This is a genomic window from Streptomyces sp. NPDC050743, assembly GCF_044456925.1.
Taxonomy (GTDB): Bacteria; Actinomycetota; Actinomycetes; order Streptomycetales; family Streptomycetaceae; genus Streptomyces.
In genome coordinates, this window is sequence record NZ_JBITGJ010000039.1 from 19,843 (window position 1) to 37,040 (window position 17,198).

The following is a 17,198-nucleotide window of genomic DNA, read 5'->3' on the forward strand; positions in this document are numbered from 1 at the left end:
CGAATGCACGACCGCATCCGGCCTCGCCGGAGAATCAGCGACGAGCTGCCACGTAGTCGGGCTCAGTGAGGTACGTGCTCACGATTTCCTCGATCAACGGGCCATCGGCCTCACTGCGTTCCTTCAGCTCGATCCACCGCGGATCCGCCCTGAAGGCATCCCAGAACACGACTGCTGCGTTCACGTCATCGAACGCGCACAGGTAGTAGATCCGCCGCCGGTCGCCGACGACGTGCCAGAAACCCCTGAGGTCCAGACCGAATTCCCTGAAAAGGTCCAGGGTCTCGTCGGCGAAGCGCCGGTGCAGGTCCTCGGTCCGATCCGGCAGCGCGATGTACTCGCGCAGTTCGAGGATCATGCCGGGATCCCGGAGACCGAGACGCCCGAACGGGTCTTGTAGCGCCGGTTGATGTTGATGAGGACGGCGGTGAGCGGCTCCAGCTGACGGGCCAGGCGCAGGACACCGCCGTCGATGCCGGGGCGGCCGGTGATCGTCGCGGCGAGGGCGGCGACCTTCTCCTTGGCGTCCTTGTCGTCGCCGACCACCAGGACGTCCTCGTGACCGAGGGGGCCCTCGGCCTCCCACAGGGAGACGGCGGACAGGTGGTGGAACGCGCCGACGACCACGGCGTCGGGCACGAGCCTCTGCGTCTGCTCGGCGGCGCTGCCGTCCTCGACGTCCAGGCCGTACGCGCCGCGCTTGTCGAAGCCGAGCGGGTTGACGCAGCTGATGACCAGCTTCCCCGCCAGCACCGGCGCGAGAGCCCCGATCAGTTCCTCGTGGCCGTCCCACGGCACGACGATCAGGACGGCCTCGGCCGCCTCGACGGCACCCCTGTTGTCCAGGCCGAGCACGTCGACGGCTGAGCCGACCCGCGCGCGGATCTCGGCCGCGGCCTCCTCGGCGCGCCCGGCCGAGCGGGATCCGATGACGACCTTGTGGCCGGCGCGGGCGAAGTGCAGGGCCAGGCCCTTGCCCTGTGGACCGGTACCTCCCACAACGGCGATGGTGTGGCTGTCCATGGTTCGTGCTCCTCAAGAAGGTGTCCGCCACCGGCGGTGCGGGTTCACAGTCCCGGCGGTGCGGGCGCCGGGCCTGTGAGTCTGGTGGGATCAGCCGGCGGATCGCTCCGGGCCGGCCTCCGGGTAGTCGGCCGGTACCCGGCCGCCACTGCGCACCGTGATGGCACGCGCGGCGGTGACCAGGTACGGGGCCAACTCGTCGATGTCCTGCGGCGTGAGATCCGTTCCCATGCCGAGCAGGCTGATCACGAGGCAGGGCTGCCCGTCACGGTCGAAGACGGGGAAACCCATGACGTTCAGCTCGGGGGCATACTCCCCGAAGACGACTCCGAAACCGCGGGAGCGCACTTCCTCGCGGCGCGAATCGTCGTCCGCGGCCGGCACGCCGTCACGCCACGCGTCCGTCAGCCGGCTGAGCAGCGGCGCGTCCCGGTCGAACCGGGAGCCGATCTCGATGGTGATCTTGATGTCCTTGCGGCTCTCGATCTTCGCGATCGCGGTGAAGTGCCCGTCGGGCATCGGCGCGATCGCGAGACACGCCAGCTCGGTCCGCTCGGCCAGCCGCTCCATGAACGGCCGTGCCTCGGCGACCGGGGTGGTCCTGGTGACCGCCGCCACGCCGTACTCCACGAGCAGCGGTCCCAGGTTGTAGCGCCGGGTGTCGGAGCTGTACTCGATGAGACCTTCACTGACCATCGTCCGGATCAGGTTCGACGCCGTGCTCTTGGCCAGCCCACACGATTTGGCGAGTTCGGTGACCGTCGCCCCGTCGGCGTGCCGGACCAGGTGGTCGAGTACCCGTACCGTGCGCGACACCGCCGGCACGAGAACCCCGGCTCCCTGGTCGGCATCGTCGTCGACGACCACGTCGCTGGCTTCGGAAGGCCCCTTCGCCACGTCTCCTACTTTCCGGTCAGGGAAGTCTCAGTGCTTGGCTGAGTCCCCTACCAACTCGACAAAGTGGAACAGCGTACCGTCGGGGTCCGCCGCGAAGAGGATCTTCCACCCGTTCACCCCGTCGGGAGCCATGACGGTCTGAGGGGTGTGCAGGAACTTGACGCCCGCGACGCTCAGGCGGTCGTACTCGCCCTGGATGTCGTCCGTGAGGATCGAGAAGCGGCACAGGCCGGGGTTGACGGTGTCGGCGACGGACCGCTCGCGGGTCGCCGGCACGTCGCGCCACTCGATGATGTCGAGCATCGCCTCATCGGGCGCGTTGTTCAGGCGCATGTGCGCGAAGCGCAGCTTGCTGCCCTGGTCGATCATGAACGCCCGCGCGAGGTTGGCGTCGTCGACCTCCTTGTCCTGCACGACCTCGAAGCCCACGAGTCGGTAGAACTCGATGGTGCGATCCATGTCGGTGACGTTGAGACCGACATGCCAGAATCTACGCATAGGTGGTCCCTCTCGTGATGTGTGTCTGCACGTGATGTGTGTCTGCAGGTGCCATCCGGGCACGCGCGCCGCCGGGCCGCCGTCTCGGGCGGCAGCGCCGCGGAAGGGAGCCGGTCAGTGCCGGGCCGGAGCGAGTTCGCGCCGCAGGAGCTTCCCGGTCTCCGTTCTCGGCAGGGACGAGACCACTTCGAACTCACGGGGTTTGGCGTGCGGCCCGACCGTGGCGGCCACCAGGTCGCACAGCTCCGAGCGGAGCGCCTCACCGACCTCACCGCCGACCTCACCGCCGACCTCACCGTCGGTGAACCGCAGGAAGACCTTCACCCGCTGACCGATCCTGTCGTCCGGGATGCCGACCGCGGCGGCCTCGGCCACCAGCGGGTGGTTCACCAGGGCGTCCTCGATCTCCGAGGGGCCGATCCGGTAGCCGCGGCTCTTGATGACGTCGTCCGCGCGGCCCAGGTACTCCAGGCGCTGTCCATGAGCACGCCTGGCCAGGTCGTTCGTCCGGTGCCAGTCGCCGACCGGGGGCACCGGGCCCTCGGTCCTCGCATCCCAGATCCCCAGTAGCGCGACCGGGTCGGGAAGCCGCAGGGCGATCTCGCCGACCTCACCGTGGGCGACCTCCCGGCCGTCCTCGCCGAGCAGCGCGATGGTGTGACCCGGATACGGGGCACCCATCGTGTCGTCGTCGACGGAGCCCAGCGCCGCCGAGTCACCGATGAGACCGTTCGCCTCGGTCTGGCCGTACGCCTTGTTCACGGCCTGCGACAGGTGCAGCCGGGACCACGCCATCTCCGAGCGCCCCGCCGGCTCGCCGCCGGTGACGACGGCACGCAGCCTGCGCTCGGGCGCCCGGCCGTTCGCCTGCAACAGGCGCAGGACGGAAGGCGGCAGGAAGGCGGTCGTGACGCCGCACCGCGCGAACAGGTCCAGCGTGGCGTTCGCATCGAAATGCGTCTGCCGCTGCGCGACGACCGGGACGCCGAACGACCACGGGACGAGGAGCCCCAGCATGAGGCCGCCGATCCACCCCCAGTCGGCCGTCCCGTAGTAGACGTCCCTGGGCTGGAACAACTCGAAGGCGTAGTCCACTCCGCCGTGGCCGAGCAGCACCTGGTGGCCGTGCAGGATGCCCTTGGGCGGACCGCTGGTGCCCGAGGTGTACATCAGCAGGGCGGGGTGCGTCGGACCGGCCGGCCAGGGTGCGTCGGAGTGGTCGTCGACCTTCCGGCCGGCGATCCCCTTCCCCTCGGTACCGTCGACCGTCAGCACGATCCGGCCCTCGACGTCGCAGCCCGTCGACCGCAGCCGCTCAAGGCCCAGCCCGTCGGTGACGAGCACCTTCGCCCCTGAGTCGCTCAGGCGGTGGGCTACCGAGCCGCCGGCCATGAGCCGCGGGATCGGAAGGAGCACCGCCCCGGCGGCCAGCACTCCGAAGACGGCCTCCGCCGCGGCCGGCGAGGGGTCGAGGTAGAGCGCGACCCGGTCGCCCGGGGCGACGCCCTGCGCCCGCAGTACGTCGCCGATCCGCAGCGCGGCCTCCTGGACCTCGCCGAACGGGATCTCGCCGACTTCCTGCGGTCCGGCCGTGAGAATGGCCACCGCGTCCGGATCCTGCGCGAAGAGCGCATCCTGGGCGATCGAGTAGTCCGGAGCGGGTGACCACCGCGCGAGGCCCCGCAGTTCCCGCAGGCGGGCGACGACCGGGACGTCGGCGCCCTGCGGCGCTAGTCCAGACGTGCCCATACGCTCTTCTCCTTCGTGAAGCTCTCGATCGCGCTGCGACCGAGGTCACTGCCGTAGCCGCTGTGGCGGAACCCGCGGTACGGCGAGGCCGGGTTGAGCACGCCCCAGCTGTTGATCCACACGTTCCCCGCGTCCAGCGTCCCCGCGAAGCGCAGGGCCCGGCCGACATCGCGGGTGAACACACCGGCCGCGAGGCCGTAGATCGTGTCGTTCGCCAGCTCGATCGCCTGCTCCTCGCCCTCGAACGGCAGCACACCGAGGACGGGGCCGAAGATCTCCTCGCGAGCGATCCGCATGTCCGCGGCCACGTCCGCGAACAGCGCCGGCCGGTAGAAGAAGCCCGGACCCTCTGCCGGAGCCTCGGTGCTGCCCGCCAGCAGACGGGCCCCCTCCTCGGCGCCCGACACCACGTAGGAGTGAACCGAGTCGCGCTGCGCCGCGTTGACCAGCGGGCCGATCTCCGTCTCGGGGTCGAGTGGGTCGCCGACCCGGGCCGCGTCGACCCGTGCCTTGACCAGCTCCACGACCTCGTCGTAGATCGGGCGCTCGACCAGGAGCCGGCTGGGCGCGGTGCAGGTCTCGCCCTGGTTGCCGTACATGGCCGTGAAGACCACGTCGGCGACCGCCTTCGGGGCGGCGTCCGCGAAGGCGACCAGCGCCGACTTGCCGCCCAGCTCCAGGGAGGTGGTGATCAGCCGGTCCGCCGCCATCCGGCCGATCTCCTGGCCGATCTCGGTCGAACCGGTGAAGGTGACCTTGCCGACGTCCGGGTGCTGGACCAGCGCGTTTCCCGCCACCGAGCCGCGGCCCGGCAGGACGTTCACGACGCCGGCGGGGATGCCGGCCTCCAGGGCCAGCTCACCCAGCGCCACCGGCACGAGGGGTGCCAGCTGCGCCGGCTTCAGGACGATGGAGTTGCCCATCGCCAGGGCCGGCGCGATCTTCCAGATCGACTGCACGGCGGGGAAGTTCCACGGGGTGATCGCACCGACCACACCGATCGGCTCGCGCACCGTGTAGTTCAGGAAGCGGCCGGGGGCCGGGGTCGTCCGCCCCTCGATCTTGGTCACGAGGCCGGCGAAGTACTCCACGGTCTCGACCATGACCGGCAGGTCGATCGTCGCGGACTCGCGGATCGGCTTGCCCATGTCGCGGGTCTGCAGCTCGGCGAGCCGCTCCTTGTTCGCTTCAATGAGCGCCGCGTAGCGCAGCATCAGACGGGTGCGCTGCGAGGGCCGCATCCGCTGCCACGCCTTGGCGCCGGCTCGCGCGGCCTCGACGGCGCGGGCGACGTCGTCCACGGTCGCCTCGGCGACCTTCGCGATGATGCTGCCGTCGGCGGGGTTGACGGTCTCGAACGTGGCTCCGTTCGAGGCGTCTGTGAGCTGGTCACCGAGGACCAGCGGAACACTGGAGGTGAGTGCACGCATGATCGGGTCTCCTTCGTTCGGGCCTCAGGGGAGACGGTGCGCGGTCGGCAGGACTGCCTCGGCGAGGGCCTGCAGTTCCTCCATCGCGGACTCGAGCGTGGCGTGCTCGAACGAGGTGTCGCAGATGAAGTGGGTGACACCGAGGTCGCCGTACGCCTCGATCGTCTCGGCGTTGTAGGGCGCCTTGCGCAGCGGGCGCGCGGTGAGCGTGATCTCGCTCATGTCGCGGCCGGCCTGCTCCACGTACGACTTCAGCGTGGCGAGGTAGCCCGCGTAGTCCTCCGGGCCCACGGCCAGCGGGTGCCAGCCGTCACCGATGGCGGCGATACGGCGCAGCGACGCCTCGCTGTAGCCGGCGAACCAGACCGGTATCGTGCCGCGCACGGGTTTGGGGAACATCATGAAGTCGTGCAGGTTGTAGAAGTCGCCGTCCCAGGAGACCTCGTCCTCGGTCCACATCTGGCGCATGGCCTTGACCATCTCGGTCACCCGGCGGCCGCGGTCCTTGAACGGCGCGCCCAGCGCCTCGAACTGCTCCTTCATCCAGCCGACGCCGATGGCGACGGACAGGCGGCCCTTGGACAGGACGTCGATGCTCACCAGCGTCTTCGACGTCTGTACCAGCGGGCGCCACGGCAGGATCAGGCAGGACGTGCCCAGCTCGACGGTCTCCGTCGCGGCCGCGGCCCAGGTCAGCGCGGTGAGGCAGTCCAGGTAGGGGGTTTCGGGCGCCCAGAGGAACTTGCCGTCGGCGGTGTACGGGTAGGCCGTCTCCACCTTCGTGGGCAGGGCCACGTGGTCAGTCATCCACAGCGAGTCGAAGCCGATCTTCTCCGCGTAGCGGGAGACCTCGCTGATCGCGTCCGGTCCGGCCCAGGGACCGGCGCCGGGGATCCTGATACCAACCTTCATGTGATGCTCCTGTCAGGACGTTGTGAGTTCACCGGACGACGCGCGCGGCCAGCAGCCGTGCGATGTCTTGGTCGTTGTGGCCGAGCTCCTTGAGAAGCTCGGCGGTGTGCTCGCCCAGGGCGGTCGGCGGACGCTCCACACGGCCGGGAGTGTCCGACAGCTTGATCGGCAGGCCCGGCACCCGGACCTCGCCGAGGGCCTTGCTCTCCAGGTCGACGACCAGTTCGAGCGCGCGGATCTGGGGGTGCTCCACGGCCTCGTTGTACGCGAGGACCGGGGCGCAGATGATGTTCTGGTCGGTGAGCAGGGTGACGATGTCGTCCCGGTCGCGCTCGGCGAACCAGGGTGCGAGCACCACGTCGAGTTCCTCGCGGTGGGCCAGCCGGCTCGCCGCGTTCGTGAACCGCTCGTCGTCGAGCAGGTGCTCGGCGCCGGCCGCCTTCACGAACCGCTCGAAGTGCCGGTCGTTGAAGGCGACGACGTGGACGGCCCCGCCGTCGCGCGTCGCGTACGCGTTGTACGGCGCGTAGAAGTTGCTCGCGTTGCCGACGCGCGGTGCCACGTAGTCGGCCAGCATGTACTGGCCCAGCCACGGCGACTGAAGGTGGAACAGCGAGGCCACCAGCGACACCGAGCCGTTCTGGCCGGCTCCGGTCTTCTGCTTCGCGAAGAGCGAGACCAGGGCCGCGACGGCGACCAGGTATCCGGCCGAGCTGTCGGCCACCGGCGGGCCGGCCTTGATGCCGCGGCCGTCGGAGTCCCCGGTGGCCTGGATCATGCCGGTGAGGGCCTGGGCGACAGGATCCAGCGCGGGCCGGCCGGCCGACGGGCCGCTGTCGCCGTAACCGCTCACGTTCAGGCAGATCAGGTGGGGGTGGCGCTCCCGGAGCTCCTCGGCGGTCAGGCCGAACTTGGCGTGGGCAGCGGGGAGCATGTTCTCGATCAGCACGTCGGCGCCGGCGCACAGCTCGTGGAAGAGCTCCCGGCCCTCCTCCGTGCGCAGATCGAGTGCGATCGCCCGCTTGTTCCGGTTGACCCCGGCGTAGACACCGCTCATGCCGTTTCGGCCGGGGCCGAACGTACGGGACTCGTCCCCTGCGATGGGCTCCACCTTGACCACGTCGGCACCGAAGTCAGCCAGGATCGACGCGCCCAGCGGGCCCGCGACCATCGTCGCGGCGTCGATCACCCGCGTTCCTGCCAAAGCCCGAACCTGCTGAGTCATCCTTGACCATCCGTGTTCATTATCTCGAACTCGCGCCAGCATTTGGAACGACCATAGGTAGGGTGTTCATCGGCGTCAAGACTCGCCTGGGGACTTCCTGAGAAGGCCCTCTCGTCCCGGGGCCCTGGCGCCGGGGCGCCGACGACCGGACCGAAGGGCCGGCGCGCAGGCCTGACACATCGCCAGATCACCTCACCTGACGGCAACTTGGAGTCGAACTGATGGCGCATCACCGGAGAGTGGCGAGGACCCCGGCCGAGCCCGGAGGAGCCGCAAAGAGACCTCGGCCGACGGGAGTCGATCAAGGAATCCGCCGCTCGGCGGGAGTTTCGCTCGCGCGTCCAGCCGTACCGGCGGCGGCCTGTACAGTGCTGCCGATCACCCACACCCCCGGGAATTGGCCCGTTCTGCCGCCTTTGCCCTGTCGTGCGGGAGATCCTTCGGTACCCCGAAGCTCCCGGGTTTCCAGCGCCCCGCACGGTCGGCGGCCGGCCCGCCGGGCCACCCACATCCGCACAGCGGACATGTGGCGCATTCCGCACCAGCAGCATCATTCCGGCCGGGTCGCGACAGGACATCCTTGCAGCGACACCCCCGTCCCGGACACACCTCCGCCGGGCCCGCCCGGATGCGACCGGCGGGCGGACCGCCTACGGGACACAGCCACCTCTGAGGAAGGCGTTCATGCACACGATCGATCTCGCCTACGTGGGGCGCGGTCCCCACGAGGAGCTAGTCACCTACATCGCGGACCAGCAGGACTTCTACGCCGACGCCGGTGTCCACGTCGCCCTGCGGGACGGCTCGATCTGGGACCCGGAGCGGCTGCGCCGCGGGGCCGTCATCGGCCTGGGCCGGACGCTGCTGTCCCGGCTGGTCGGCGACATCCCATGGGTCGCGCTCAATGTGAACACCCAGCAGCCCCAGTTCTGGTTCCTCGCCCGGCCCGGCCTGGACTCGCTGGCCGACCTGGCCGGGAAGCGTCTGGCCGTGCATCCGCGCCACACCGGGCCCGGCTGCTTCACCCGCATCATGCTGCGCCAGGCCGGACTGGACCCGGACCGCGATGTCGAGACCATCGTCCGTGCACCCGGCGACTACGGCATGGACCTGCGCAGGCTGCGCGAGGGCACGATCGACGCTGCGGTGGTGGGCGACACCCTGGTGCCCGAAGCCGTGGCCGCCGAGAACGGCTGGCGGGTGCTGGCCTTCGCCGGTGACCTCTTCCAGATCCCGACCGTCGGTGTGTCCGTCGACCCGACCTACACCGATCCGGAGGATCCCGCAGTCCAGGCCGTCGTGCTGGCCCACCGGCGCGCGCTACGGGTGATCCGGGACGAGCCCGACACCACGGTCAGGTATCTCCAGGCCTTCCTCAACGGATACACGGAAGAGGAAGTCCGGGCGCACTACGAGAGGTTCATCGCCCCGTCGTTCGGCATCGACGGTCAGGCGGACCTCGCCACCGCCGAGACGGCCGTCAAAGCGGTCGCCGCCGAACTGGGCGTGCCCGCCACGTTCACCGCGGCGGATTTCTATCGCACCCGACCCACCACGGCTTAGGCCGCGGTGTCTTTTCGCAGCATCAGAGAAAGGCTGGCTTGTGAAAGAGTTCCTGATCGAGGTCACCACCAACATTCCCGACGGAACCGAGGCGGCCGAGGTCGACCGCCGTCGCGCCGCGGAGGCCGCCCGGGCCGTCGAGTTGATCGCCTCCGGCCACCTGGTCCGGATCTGGCGTCCGGTGGGTGAGACTCGCAGCATCGCCCTGTGGCGGGCCAACGACGAGGCCGAGTTGCGTGACAGGATCCTGAGCACCTTGCCGCTGTGGTCCTGGATGACGTCCGTCGTCACCCCTCTTGAGTCGCACCCGAGCGACCCTGGCAAGCCGGACACCACCGTCTGACTTTTCTTCCTCCGTGCACCTGCCCGGCTGCGGTCGGAGCGGTCGGCGGGTGTGCGGGGCAGTGCGTGCCCACGGAGGGAGACCGGGGTTCCCAGTGCCGCCTGCCGCCAGGCACGGTCAGCGACTGGCCTGTTTCACAAGCCCATTCAGAGCGAATGCCGCCGTCCGCCCGCTCACAGGCGCGGACACGGAGGACGGCCTGGACCGCCTCGATGCGGTCGTTGCCGAGCTCGAAGAGGCACGCTTCCTTGAGGACAAAGTACGGGCAGCGCTCGTCGATTGCGCGCGCCAGTGCACTCCGGATGTGGCTTTCCGGGTGCTGCTGAGAGCGATCAGATGCGCCGCCCCGGACGCCTCGCTGTCCCGGGACCAGTACGCGAGGCTCGAGGCCATCGGAGCGGCTCTGCAGTACGGCGAGTTCGTGGTGGACTTCGTCCGATACCTGGTCGAGGACTAGCTGGAAACTCGACGCGTTGCGGGACCGCTGCACCCGGGATGGTGCGGCGGTCCCAGTCGGCAGTCGGGCGCGCTGCGCGCCTGCTCCTTTTTGGCACACCGGTACGCGGCGAACACGCTCGCGGGCAGGGCACCGCCACCCATCGCTCCCGGTGCCCAGTCGTTCGTCCGCGTCCGCAGCGGGGGAAGGCCGGTGCGGTACGGGGTGTCGCCGGACACGCTGGGCTGTGCTCGGCGGGCGCCGCCTTCTGCGCGGGCTCCGCGGCCTCTGCCGAGACCGCCGTTCGGCGCCTGCGACGCGGTCAGGACGGGCACCGCCGCCGCCGCGATCGCCGTATCTCTAGCCCCCTCAGTGCCTCCTTGAGTGCACGTGCTGTCACTGTGCAGTTCCCTCCCTGGGTGAATCCGCGTCTGCTCTACGCGGCCGGAGGGCCAGTCCGTCGCGCGGAACCGGGCGGATGAGGCGGGCACGCTTCCGGGAGCGGGGTACGCACCCGTGTCCGTCAAGGTCTCACCAAGCGGTCGGGGCGGTCACCGACCCCGATCGCCGACCCTGCCCTTGCCGATAACCTCATCCGTGTACGTCAAGCGGCATGTTGGTACTCGTGGAGGATGCCGCCCAGGCGTTCACGCCTCCGTATGCCGAGGCGGGCGATCTGCCCTGGATCGGTGATCGCCGCGGGCAAGGGCTGTAGCGGACGGGCGTTCGCGATGCCCTGATGGGGTCGGTGGCGGTTGTAGAACCGCTCGAACTCGCGCAGGGCATAGAGGAGATGGCGCTCGTTCCAGATCAAGGTGCGGTCCAGGAGTTCGCGGCGGCAGGTCTGCACCCACCTCTCCATGATCGAGTTCATTCTCGGCATCCGGACCCCGCTGAGCACGACCTCGTGCACGGGGCGTGCGGCGCTGCCGGAGCTCAGTCTTCGTCCGGTCACGTCCCCGTCAGGAAGTGGGCATGAACGAGGGCAGCTGCCAACGGCCTTCGGGCACGGCGGGGTCGGGTCCGTAGAGCCGGATCACGACCACGAAGGGTCCGTCGGGGGCGGGCAGCCAGTTGGCCGCCTGCTCCGGGTCTCTGGGGCGCTGGTGCTGGATGCGCAGGGTCAGTCCGCCGTCGGGGTCGTAGACCAGCCCCGGCGTGCGGTCTCCGATCGAGTAGCGGTCGATGGGGTTGTCGATCAGCAGGATCTCGGGGAGGCGGTACGCCGTGGCGGACCAGAAGAAGCGGGCGGGGGGCAGCTGCCCCGGCGGGAAGCGGACGGTGTATTCGTGGCTGCCGCCGTCCAACGGATTGCCCTGGTCGTCGACCCTCCAGCGGCCGTACCAGGCCTCTTCCTCGGGCAGGCCGTAGATGCCGAGGACGGCTCCGAGCGCACGGGCGAAGGGCTTGCCGGCGAGCTGCGCGCGGGTACCGAAGAGCCCGGCGGAGGACGTGGTGGCTGCGGCCTTCTCGGTGAGCTGGGCCCGGCCGTCCACGATGCCCTGCTCGAGGCTGTCGCGGACTTCCGGCGGCAGCGTGGCGGGCTCGAAGTTGCCCCCGCCGATGCCTAGTTCGGCCAGCCGTGTGCGCAAGTCGGCGTCGGCGGGCAGGACGGGGAAGAAGCCCAGCAGGAAGTCCAGGAAGGTGAAGAACTCCAGGCTGTCGACCACCTCGTCGCGCCAGACCGGCCAGGCCGGCTCCGGCTCGGGGGCGGGCGGCTGGATGCCAAGGTGCGCGCTGAGCGGCTTGAGTACGTACTGGGCCTGAAGGCGCTTCAGGTTCGGGACGTCCTCGGGGCCGGCCAGGTAGGTGCGACCGAGGATGCCGACCAGGTTGGTGTCGGCGCGCAGTACCCGTTCGAAACCGTCGGGGACTGGGTCCTTCCAGCCTGGCCCGGCGACCAGATAGCGGCCGGCGTGCGGCCCCGTGGCCCTGGAGCCGATGAAGCCGACGTAGGTGGTGTCCAGGTCGTGCGGCGGGATCACGTAGTAACGGTCCATCGCCGGGACCTCGATCACCCACGGTTCGGCCCGTAGGTCGAGCCATGCCCAGGAGTAGGGGGTGTCGTTGTTCGGGGTGACGATGTCGGTGTTGGCCGGAGTGAAGGGCTGCGGATAGTGCCGGAAGACGCCGAAGCCGCCGACGTACCGGGGGTCGGCGTCGTCCAGGGCTTGCTGGTAGAGCCTCCGGTAGTTCTCCAGCATCGCAAAACCCCAGATCCACGCCTCGGTGGTGGTCTGCCGGATTGTCGCCGGGTCCACTTTTGCCAGGTTTCCCATGCTTCCGCACCCCTCCCAGACGGGAGTAAGTCGGACATATCTCTACAACAGGGATGCTATGCGGCTCTCTGGCGGGAGGCATGTCGGCGTCCGCCCGGAGTGAACGCGCGTCCCCCGGAGTGAACCGGCGCGCACCCGGAAACGGCACCGCGCAGGTGAACGGCCCCTGACCAGGTAAGGCGAATTCCAGGGGGCCGTTGTGCTGCGCCGTTGCCCGCTCGCCACCGTGGTTCCCCGCGGTTCCCCGCACGATCGGGCACGGATGGGGCACGGGCCACCTTCTGATCCGTAGCTCTAGCCTGCGCGTTGCGACTGTGTCCGGATCATGGGCGGGAACGCTAAAGGGCCCTCTGAACTGGGACGATAGGGCTTCCTAAGGCGCGGGCCACTCCCGGTGATCCCGGAGTGGCCCGCCCCACTTGGAGAACTCCGTGGAGAGCGCTATCCGGTTGCCTTGTCGTCAGCCTCCATACGGGCCAGCCGCGCATCGAGGACCGCGTACTCGGCCTCTTGGATGGCGGCCGAAGCGAATGCGACGGCGGCGACCGCATCCGCCTCCGCCTGGCTGGCCCGGCGCGCTGCGCGAGCCGCGTTGTGTTCGCGCTTGCGGGCCTCGATGTCGCTGCTCACCTGGGCCGTATGGTTGCGCCAATTCTCCTGCATCTCGGCCCACCACTGCGAGATTTTCACTTCCGCGTCGCGCGCCGACTCTTGGAGTCGCGCGGCTTGTGCCTGGGCGTCTTCGCGGGCCCTGTCAACCTCGGCTTGCAACTGCTCACGGCTCTGGGTTGCGGCCTGGGATACGTGATCTTCGGCAGCCTTGGCCCGCTCAGCAAGGGTGGACAGGATGTCTGACACGGCCATTGGCTGTCTCCTCCCTGGGACGATGGTCGCGGCCCGCCACAAAGATGCGCGGCGCCGTCTTCGATTCACCGCGTACGTGCGGGGTATCTCCGCGGCTCCACAGTGCCGAAGCGCGGGCTCGCCGGCTTGCGCTACGGCCGCGTTCCTGGAAGAGAACCTGCCGGATCGGGTATGTGTCCGTGTCAGACCTCTCGGTCGTCCACGCTACTCGCCACGTGGGCGATCGCATCTTGAGACCGGCCCTCCCGGACAGCCGAACCACAACTGATCACGGCGGCCGCGGCCTGCGGCCGCCTAATCGATCACCGCTCTGACCTGCTGCCGAGCTGTCGGCAGTTGTCGACGTTGGTCACCATTGAGCACCCTTCCACGGCCCCAGGACGGCCCGGGAGGGCGCTCGTGCGTGAGCACCGCTTTAGGAGATCATCCGGACGATCCAATGGCCAGGGGTGAGGCTTTCCCTGCCTGGTCTGCTTGGTGCGCGGCTGGTTCACCTGATACGGCAACGTGCGCAGGTGTTGCCGTCAAAAGGTGCCGTCAGTTCAAGGGGGCGGAGCTGCGCTTTCGTCCTCGGTAGCGGCGTGCGGTAGCGCTGGACGATCGTCTGCAGTAATCAACCGATGAGTTCCGCAGGCTGGGCCGGTCTACCCCGTCGTACACCATCGAACCTCGGACTGGAGACCCACCATGACCACTCCTGCACACGCTGGTCGCATGCTGTTCGTGAGCATCCCCGTGGCGGACATCGAGCGCAGCAAGGCGTTCTTCGCGCGGCTCGGGTTCAGCTACAACCCGATGTTCACCGACGAGACCGCCGCCTGCATGCTGGTCGGCGAGCAAGCCTCCGTCATGCTGCTCAGCCACGAGACGTTCGCGAAGTTCGCGAAGCTGCCGATGGCCGATCCCACCACGCACACGCTGGCGCTCTACTGCTTCAGCGTGTCAGCCCGCGATGAGGTTGACACGGTCGCTGAGACTGCGCTCGCCGCGGGCGGCTCCGAGGCGGATGGCCCCGAGGACCACGGCTTCATGTACTCACGCAGCTTCTTCGACCTCGACGGCCACGGCTGGCAGGTCATGTGGATGGATCCGTCGAGCACCTCGGACAGCTCGACTTCCAGCACGCCCGCGAGAACGTGATCCTGCTCGGACCACCGGGCACCGGCAAGACCCACCTCGCCGTCGCGCTCGGGATCCGCGCCTGCCTCACCGGGCAGCGCACGCTGTTCGCGACCGCCACCGAATCACCCACGGCCACCCCGCCGAGGGCCGCAGACCCGCTCAGGACACCTCGTTTCCAAGCCGAAACGCGCCGGAGGGGTCCGCTCAGGCGCGCGCTCGGCTGCTCAAGCGCCGTCTGCCGGCCGCCTGAGAGGCAACTGCCGTCATAGGCCCCGGACCATGATCGGTCCGGGGCCTTTTGGCTGGTGCCCCGGCAGGATTCGAACCTGCGACACCCGCTTTAGGAGAGACCCTATAGCTGCCCCCGTCTGTGGTGATCTTCCCTGGGGTTCACCGTTCTTACTGGTCGGCGAGGTAAGGCCTTCCGGCCCCGTCCGATCCTTCCTCGCCTTTACATGGCCTTCCGTTCCCATGATGGCCCCCCCCGCGAAGCCGTGGGAACGAGGGCGGGGGAGTGGGCTGAGGTCGGCTGCGGTCGTCGAAGCGGTGAGCACCGCAGAACCCTTGGGGGCGACAAAGGCTCCGCCCCCACCGGGGGCTCGGGGCCCTCGGACCGGTTGTGCGGGCCGTAGATGGCCGGCGGGCAGAGGGCAGCGGCTTGGGCTGATCTGCGGGACCAGCCCGTACAGGTTGCTCGGCCGGATCTCCGACTGGCCGACGTAGCCGCAGGGTGCGGGCAGGACATTCACGTCCAGGCATGCGGTGACTCAACGGCTCAGTCGGGGCGTCGGCGGTGCAGCGGAAGCCGGCGAGCCGGCGCGCAGGGAATCGGTAACCTCGTCCGTCCTTGGTGCGCAGTGCCACGTTGTGCCCCTCGCGGAGGAGGCGCTGGTATCCGTCCTCGCCGAGGGCCGGGAGCAGAGCCTCGTGCCCAGGGGAACGCCGGGCATCGGCGTAGGTGCCAGGTGCACGGACGAGCAGGCTTCACCCTTCTTATCCGGCGTGCATCACGATGAGGATGTCCTCCGCGTCGTCGTCGAAGCATCTGCGTCCGACTGGGCAAGGGCACCGCATCTGGGCAGGTGAAGCCATAGAGGTCTACCGAAGAGGAGGAGCCTGGCCGGAGCGCAGGTGTTCTCTGAGCCACTGTTCGGTGTTGTTCACGTGCAGCAGTGCTGCGGCCTGACTGAGGTAGGCGTCTCGGGTGGACAGGGCATGGAAGATCGCCTCGTGCTCGGCCAGGGTGCGGCCCGCGGCCTGGGTGTCGACCAGGCCGCGCCAGATGCGGGCGCGCAGAGTGCGGCCGGAGATGCCCTCCAGGAGGGTGAGCAGGGTCTCGTTGCCCGTGGCCGTGATGACGGCGCGGTGGAAGGCGGCGTCGTGGATGTTGAGCTGCTCGACGTCGTCGCGGGCCTCGCGCATGGCGTCCAGGTGCCGCTCGACCTCGGCAAGCTGCTCGTCGGAGATCCGGGTGGCGGCCAGGGCGGTGGCGGCCGGTTCGAGGAGACGCCGCACCTCCATGAGGTCCTGCAGCGCGGCGGAGTCGCCTTGCAGCAGTTCCACCGCTCCGCCGAGCCCTTCCAGGAGCAGGCTCGGCTGCAGGCTGGTCACGTACGTGCCGTCGCCCCGCCGCACCTCCAGAACCCGCGCGACGGCCAGCGCCTTGACCGCCTCACGGGCCAGGTTGCGGGACAGACCCAGCTGGGCTGCCAGGTCCGGCTCCGGCGGCAGCTTGGAGCCCGGAGGCAGCGCACCCGTGCGGATCAGCTCGCGGATCTGCGCTATGGCCTTGTCCGTCAGAGACACTGCGAACTCCTTCCGGGATCGTTCGCCGTGGGCACGTCCGACCTGATCAGTTCTCGGGCACGGAGATCATCCCAGAGATCTTCAGGGATCCGTCGATCGTGGAGTTCCACGTTTCGTGCAACCTGCTCCGCATTCCGCATACCGAGGGTGATGTTGATGATACTGGGATGGGTGCGCGGGAAGGCGATCGCGGCGGCGGGCAGGGTCGTGCCGTGCGCCGCGCAGACGTCGGCGATCGCCCGAGCGCGGGCCACCAGGGCAGGCGGGGCGTCCTGGTAGTCGTACTTCATGCCCTCGGCAGGGCGGTCGCTGGAGAGCAGCCCCGAGTTGAACACGCCCACGGCCACGACGCTCTTGCCGAGTGCCTGCGCGGCGGGCAGGACATCGTCCAGGGCCGACTGGTCGAGGAGCGTGTAGCGCCCGGCCAGCATGACCAGGTCGGCTGCGGTCTCGCGCAGGAAGCGGGCCAGCATGGCCGACTGGTTCATGCCGGCGCCGATCGCGCCGATCACTCCCTGGTCGCGGAGGTCCGCGAGGGCCGGCATGGCCTCCTCGGCGGCTTGCCTCCAGTGGTCGTCGGGGTCGTGCAGGTAGACGACGTCCACGCGGTCCAGGCCGGTGCGTTCCAACGTCGCCTCGATGGAGCGGAGCACTCCGTCACGGCTGAAGTCCCACTGCCTGCGCAGGTCGTTCGGCACCATGAAGCCCTCGGTGTCGGTGCCGCGCGGCTGCTCGTTGGGAACGAGCAGGCGGCCGACCTTGGAGGAGACGGCGTACGTATCGCGTGGACGGTCCCGCAGGGCGGCTCCCAGGCGTCGCTCGGAGAGACCGAGCCCGTAGTGCGGTGCCGTGTCGAAGTACCGGATGCCGGCCTCCCAGGCCGCTTCGATCGCGGCCTGCGCGTCGTGAGGAGGGGTGACGCGGTAGAGATTGCCGATCACGGAGGCCCCGAAGCCGAGTTCGGTGAGTTCGACGGGGGTGTTCGTGATCTTCCGGTATCGCATGGTCCGATGTGTCACCTGTGCTCCTCTGCTGGTGCGGTTCGGTACGG

Annotated in this window: 17 protein-coding genes and 1 pseudogene; 5 read left to right on the forward strand and 13 right to left on the reverse strand. The window is 69.3% G+C overall.

The window, feature by feature from the left end:
* Nucleotides 1-34: 34 nt before the first annotated feature.
* The 8 genes from ACIBJF_RS30275 to ACIBJF_RS30310 all read right to left on the reverse strand — a co-directional run bounded on the left by ACIBJF_RS30275 (nt 35) and on the right by ACIBJF_RS30310 (nt 7,776).
* Nucleotides 35-358, reverse strand: coding sequence for an NIPSNAP family protein (locus ACIBJF_RS30275; RefSeq protein WP_399178426.1), 324 nt, complete (start codon nt 356-358; stop codon nt 35-37).
* A complete protein-coding gene (gene npdG / locus ACIBJF_RS30280) occupies nt 355-1,023 on the reverse strand; it encodes an NADPH-dependent F420 reductase (protein ID WP_319752705.1) in 669 nt (222 codons plus the stop codon). The genes ACIBJF_RS30275 and npdG overlap by 4 nt, the downstream gene beginning before the upstream one ends.
* Nucleotides 1,024-1,113: 90 nt before the next feature.
* Nucleotides 1,114-1,920 (reverse strand): IclR family transcriptional regulator, encoded by an 807-nt coding sequence (locus ACIBJF_RS30285; RefSeq protein ID WP_399178428.1) that lies wholly within the window; start codon nt 1,918-1,920, stop codon nt 1,114-1,116.
* Between the two features lie 27 nt (nt 1,921-1,947).
* Nucleotides 1,948-2,418, reverse strand: a complete 471-nt coding sequence (locus ACIBJF_RS30290; RefSeq protein ID WP_351812294.1) for a VOC family protein — start codon at nt 2,416-2,418, stop codon at nt 1,948-1,950.
* Between the two features lie 114 nt (nt 2,419-2,532).
* A complete protein-coding gene (locus ACIBJF_RS30295; RefSeq protein ID WP_399178430.1) occupies nt 2,533-4,167 on the reverse strand; it encodes an AMP-binding protein in 1,635 nt (544 codons plus the stop codon).
* Nucleotides 4,149-5,597, reverse strand: coding sequence for an aldehyde dehydrogenase family protein (locus ACIBJF_RS30300; RefSeq protein WP_399178432.1), 1,449 nt, complete (start codon nt 5,595-5,597; stop codon nt 4,149-4,151). The genes ACIBJF_RS30295 and ACIBJF_RS30300 overlap by 19 nt, the downstream gene beginning before the upstream one ends.
* 24 nt (nt 5,598-5,621) lie before the next feature.
* Entirely contained in the window at nt 5,622-6,509 is an 888-nt protein-coding gene (locus ACIBJF_RS30305) for a TIGR03619 family F420-dependent LLM class oxidoreductase (protein ID WP_319752710.1), read from the reverse strand.
* Between the two features lie 28 nt (nt 6,510-6,537).
* Nucleotides 6,538-7,776 carry a CaiB/BaiF CoA transferase family protein gene (locus ACIBJF_RS30310; protein ID WP_399178434.1) on the reverse strand — a complete coding sequence of 413 codons (1,239 nt, stop codon included), beginning with the start codon at nt 7,774-7,776 and terminating at the stop codon, nt 6,538-6,540.
* Between the two features lie 642 nt (nt 7,777-8,418).
* On the opposite strand from ACIBJF_RS30310, the gene ACIBJF_RS30315 reads away from it, so the two are divergent.
* The 3 genes from ACIBJF_RS30315 (at nt 8,419) to ACIBJF_RS30325 (ending at nt 10,097) form a co-directional block, all read left to right on the forward strand.
* Nucleotides 8,419-9,297 carry an ABC transporter substrate-binding protein gene (locus ACIBJF_RS30315; RefSeq protein ID WP_399178435.1) on the forward strand — a complete coding sequence of 293 codons (879 nt, stop codon included), beginning with the start codon at nt 8,419-8,421 and terminating at the stop codon, nt 9,295-9,297.
* 40 nt (nt 9,298-9,337) lie between these two features.
* The gene (locus ACIBJF_RS30320; RefSeq protein ID WP_399178437.1) at nt 9,338-9,640 is read left to right on the forward strand and encodes a muconolactone Delta-isomerase family protein; all 303 of its coding nucleotides are present in this window, start codon (nt 9,338-9,340) and stop codon (nt 9,638-9,640) included.
* 304 nt (nt 9,641-9,944) lie between these two features.
* Complete coding sequence (locus ACIBJF_RS30325; protein WP_399178439.1) at nt 9,945-10,097, forward strand: hypothetical protein; 153 nt, start codon at nt 9,945-9,947, stop codon at nt 10,095-10,097.
* 583 nt (nt 10,098-10,680) lie between these two features.
* On the opposite strand, the gene ACIBJF_RS30330 is transcribed toward ACIBJF_RS30325, so the two are convergent.
* The 3 genes from ACIBJF_RS30330 to ACIBJF_RS30340 form a co-directional block, all read right to left on the reverse strand.
* Nucleotides 10,681-11,031, reverse strand: coding sequence for an integrase core domain-containing protein (locus ACIBJF_RS30330; protein ID WP_399178440.1), 351 nt, complete (start codon nt 11,029-11,031; stop codon nt 10,681-10,683).
* A gap of 7 nt (nt 11,032-11,038) precedes the next feature.
* On the reverse strand, nt 11,039-12,337 hold the full coding sequence (locus tag ACIBJF_RS30335; RefSeq protein ID WP_399178442.1) for a DUF1254 domain-containing protein: 1,299 nt from the start codon (nt 12,335-12,337) through the stop codon (nt 11,039-11,041).
* A 459-nt stretch (nt 12,338-12,796) separates the two neighbouring features.
* Nucleotides 12,797-13,219 (reverse strand): hypothetical protein, encoded by a 423-nt coding sequence (locus tag ACIBJF_RS30340; protein ID WP_399178444.1) that lies wholly within the window; start codon nt 13,217-13,219, stop codon nt 12,797-12,799.
* Nucleotides 13,220-13,933: 714 nt separating this feature from the next.
* Here ACIBJF_RS30340 and ACIBJF_RS30345 point away from each other — a divergent pair.
* Both ACIBJF_RS30345 and ACIBJF_RS30350 read left to right on the forward strand, forming a co-directional pair.
* Nucleotides 13,934-14,359 (forward strand): VOC family protein, encoded by a 426-nt coding sequence (locus ACIBJF_RS30345; RefSeq protein ID WP_399178446.1) that lies wholly within the window; start codon nt 13,934-13,936, stop codon nt 14,357-14,359.
* Nucleotides 14,311-14,448: pseudogene (locus ACIBJF_RS30350) on the forward strand (ATP-binding protein); the annotation flags it as partial. The gene ACIBJF_RS30345 and the pseudogene ACIBJF_RS30350, both read left to right, overlap by 49 nt.
* A 991-nt stretch (nt 14,449-15,439) precedes the next feature.
* Here ACIBJF_RS30350 and ACIBJF_RS30355 read toward each other — a convergent pair.
* Nucleotides 15,440-16,147: a FadR/GntR family transcriptional regulator gene (locus ACIBJF_RS30355; RefSeq protein WP_356307312.1), complete on the reverse strand. Its 708-nt coding sequence runs from the start codon at nt 16,145-16,147 to the stop codon at nt 15,440-15,442.
* Nucleotides 16,138-17,151 (reverse strand): aldo/keto reductase, encoded by a 1,014-nt coding sequence (locus ACIBJF_RS30360; protein ID WP_399178508.1) that lies wholly within the window; start codon nt 17,149-17,151, stop codon nt 16,138-16,140. Before ACIBJF_RS30360 ends, ACIBJF_RS30355 begins: the two co-directional genes overlap by 10 nt.
* Nucleotides 17,152-17,198: the final 47 nt, after the last annotated feature.

Bases quoted from the DNA above. Each gene is read 5' to 3' on its own strand.
- ACIBJF_RS30340 (WP_399178444.1), bottom strand. From the start codon at position 13,219: ATGGCCGTGTCAGACATCCTGTCCACCCTTGCTGAGCGGGCCAAGGCT.
- ACIBJF_RS30305 (WP_319752710.1), bottom strand. From the start codon at position 6,509: ATGAAGGTTGGTATCAGGATCCCCGGCGCCGGTCCCTGGGCCGGACCG.
- ACIBJF_RS30310 (WP_399178434.1), bottom strand. From the start codon at position 7,776: ATGCTGGCGCGAGTTCGAGATAATGAACACGGATGGTCAAGGATGACT.
- npdG (WP_319752705.1), bottom strand. From the start codon at position 1,023: ATGGACAGCCACACCATCGCCGTTGTGGGAGGTACCGGTCCACAGGGC.
- ACIBJF_RS30275 (WP_399178426.1), bottom strand. From the start codon at position 358: ATGATCCTCGAACTGCGCGAGTACATCGCGCTGCCGGATCGGACCGAG.
- ACIBJF_RS30300 (WP_399178432.1), bottom strand. From the start codon at position 5,597: ATGCGTGCACTCACCTCCAGTGTTCCGCTGGTCCTCGGTGACCAGCTC.
- ACIBJF_RS30345 (WP_399178446.1), top strand. From the start codon at position 13,934: ATGCTGTTCGTGAGCATCCCCGTGGCGGACATCGAGCGCAGCAAGGCG.
- ACIBJF_RS30360 (WP_399178508.1), bottom strand. From the start codon at position 17,151: ATGCGATACCGGAAGATCACGAACACCCCCGTCGAACTCACCGAACTC.
- ACIBJF_RS30290 (WP_351812294.1), bottom strand. From the start codon at position 2,418: ATGCGTAGATTCTGGCATGTCGGTCTCAACGTCACCGACATGGATCGC.
- ACIBJF_RS30315 (WP_399178435.1), top strand. From the start codon at position 8,419: ATGCACACGATCGATCTCGCCTACGTGGGGCGCGGTCCCCACGAGGAG.
- ACIBJF_RS30295 (WP_399178430.1), bottom strand. From the start codon at position 4,167: ATGGGCACGTCTGGACTAGCGCCGCAGGGCGCCGACGTCCCGGTCGTC.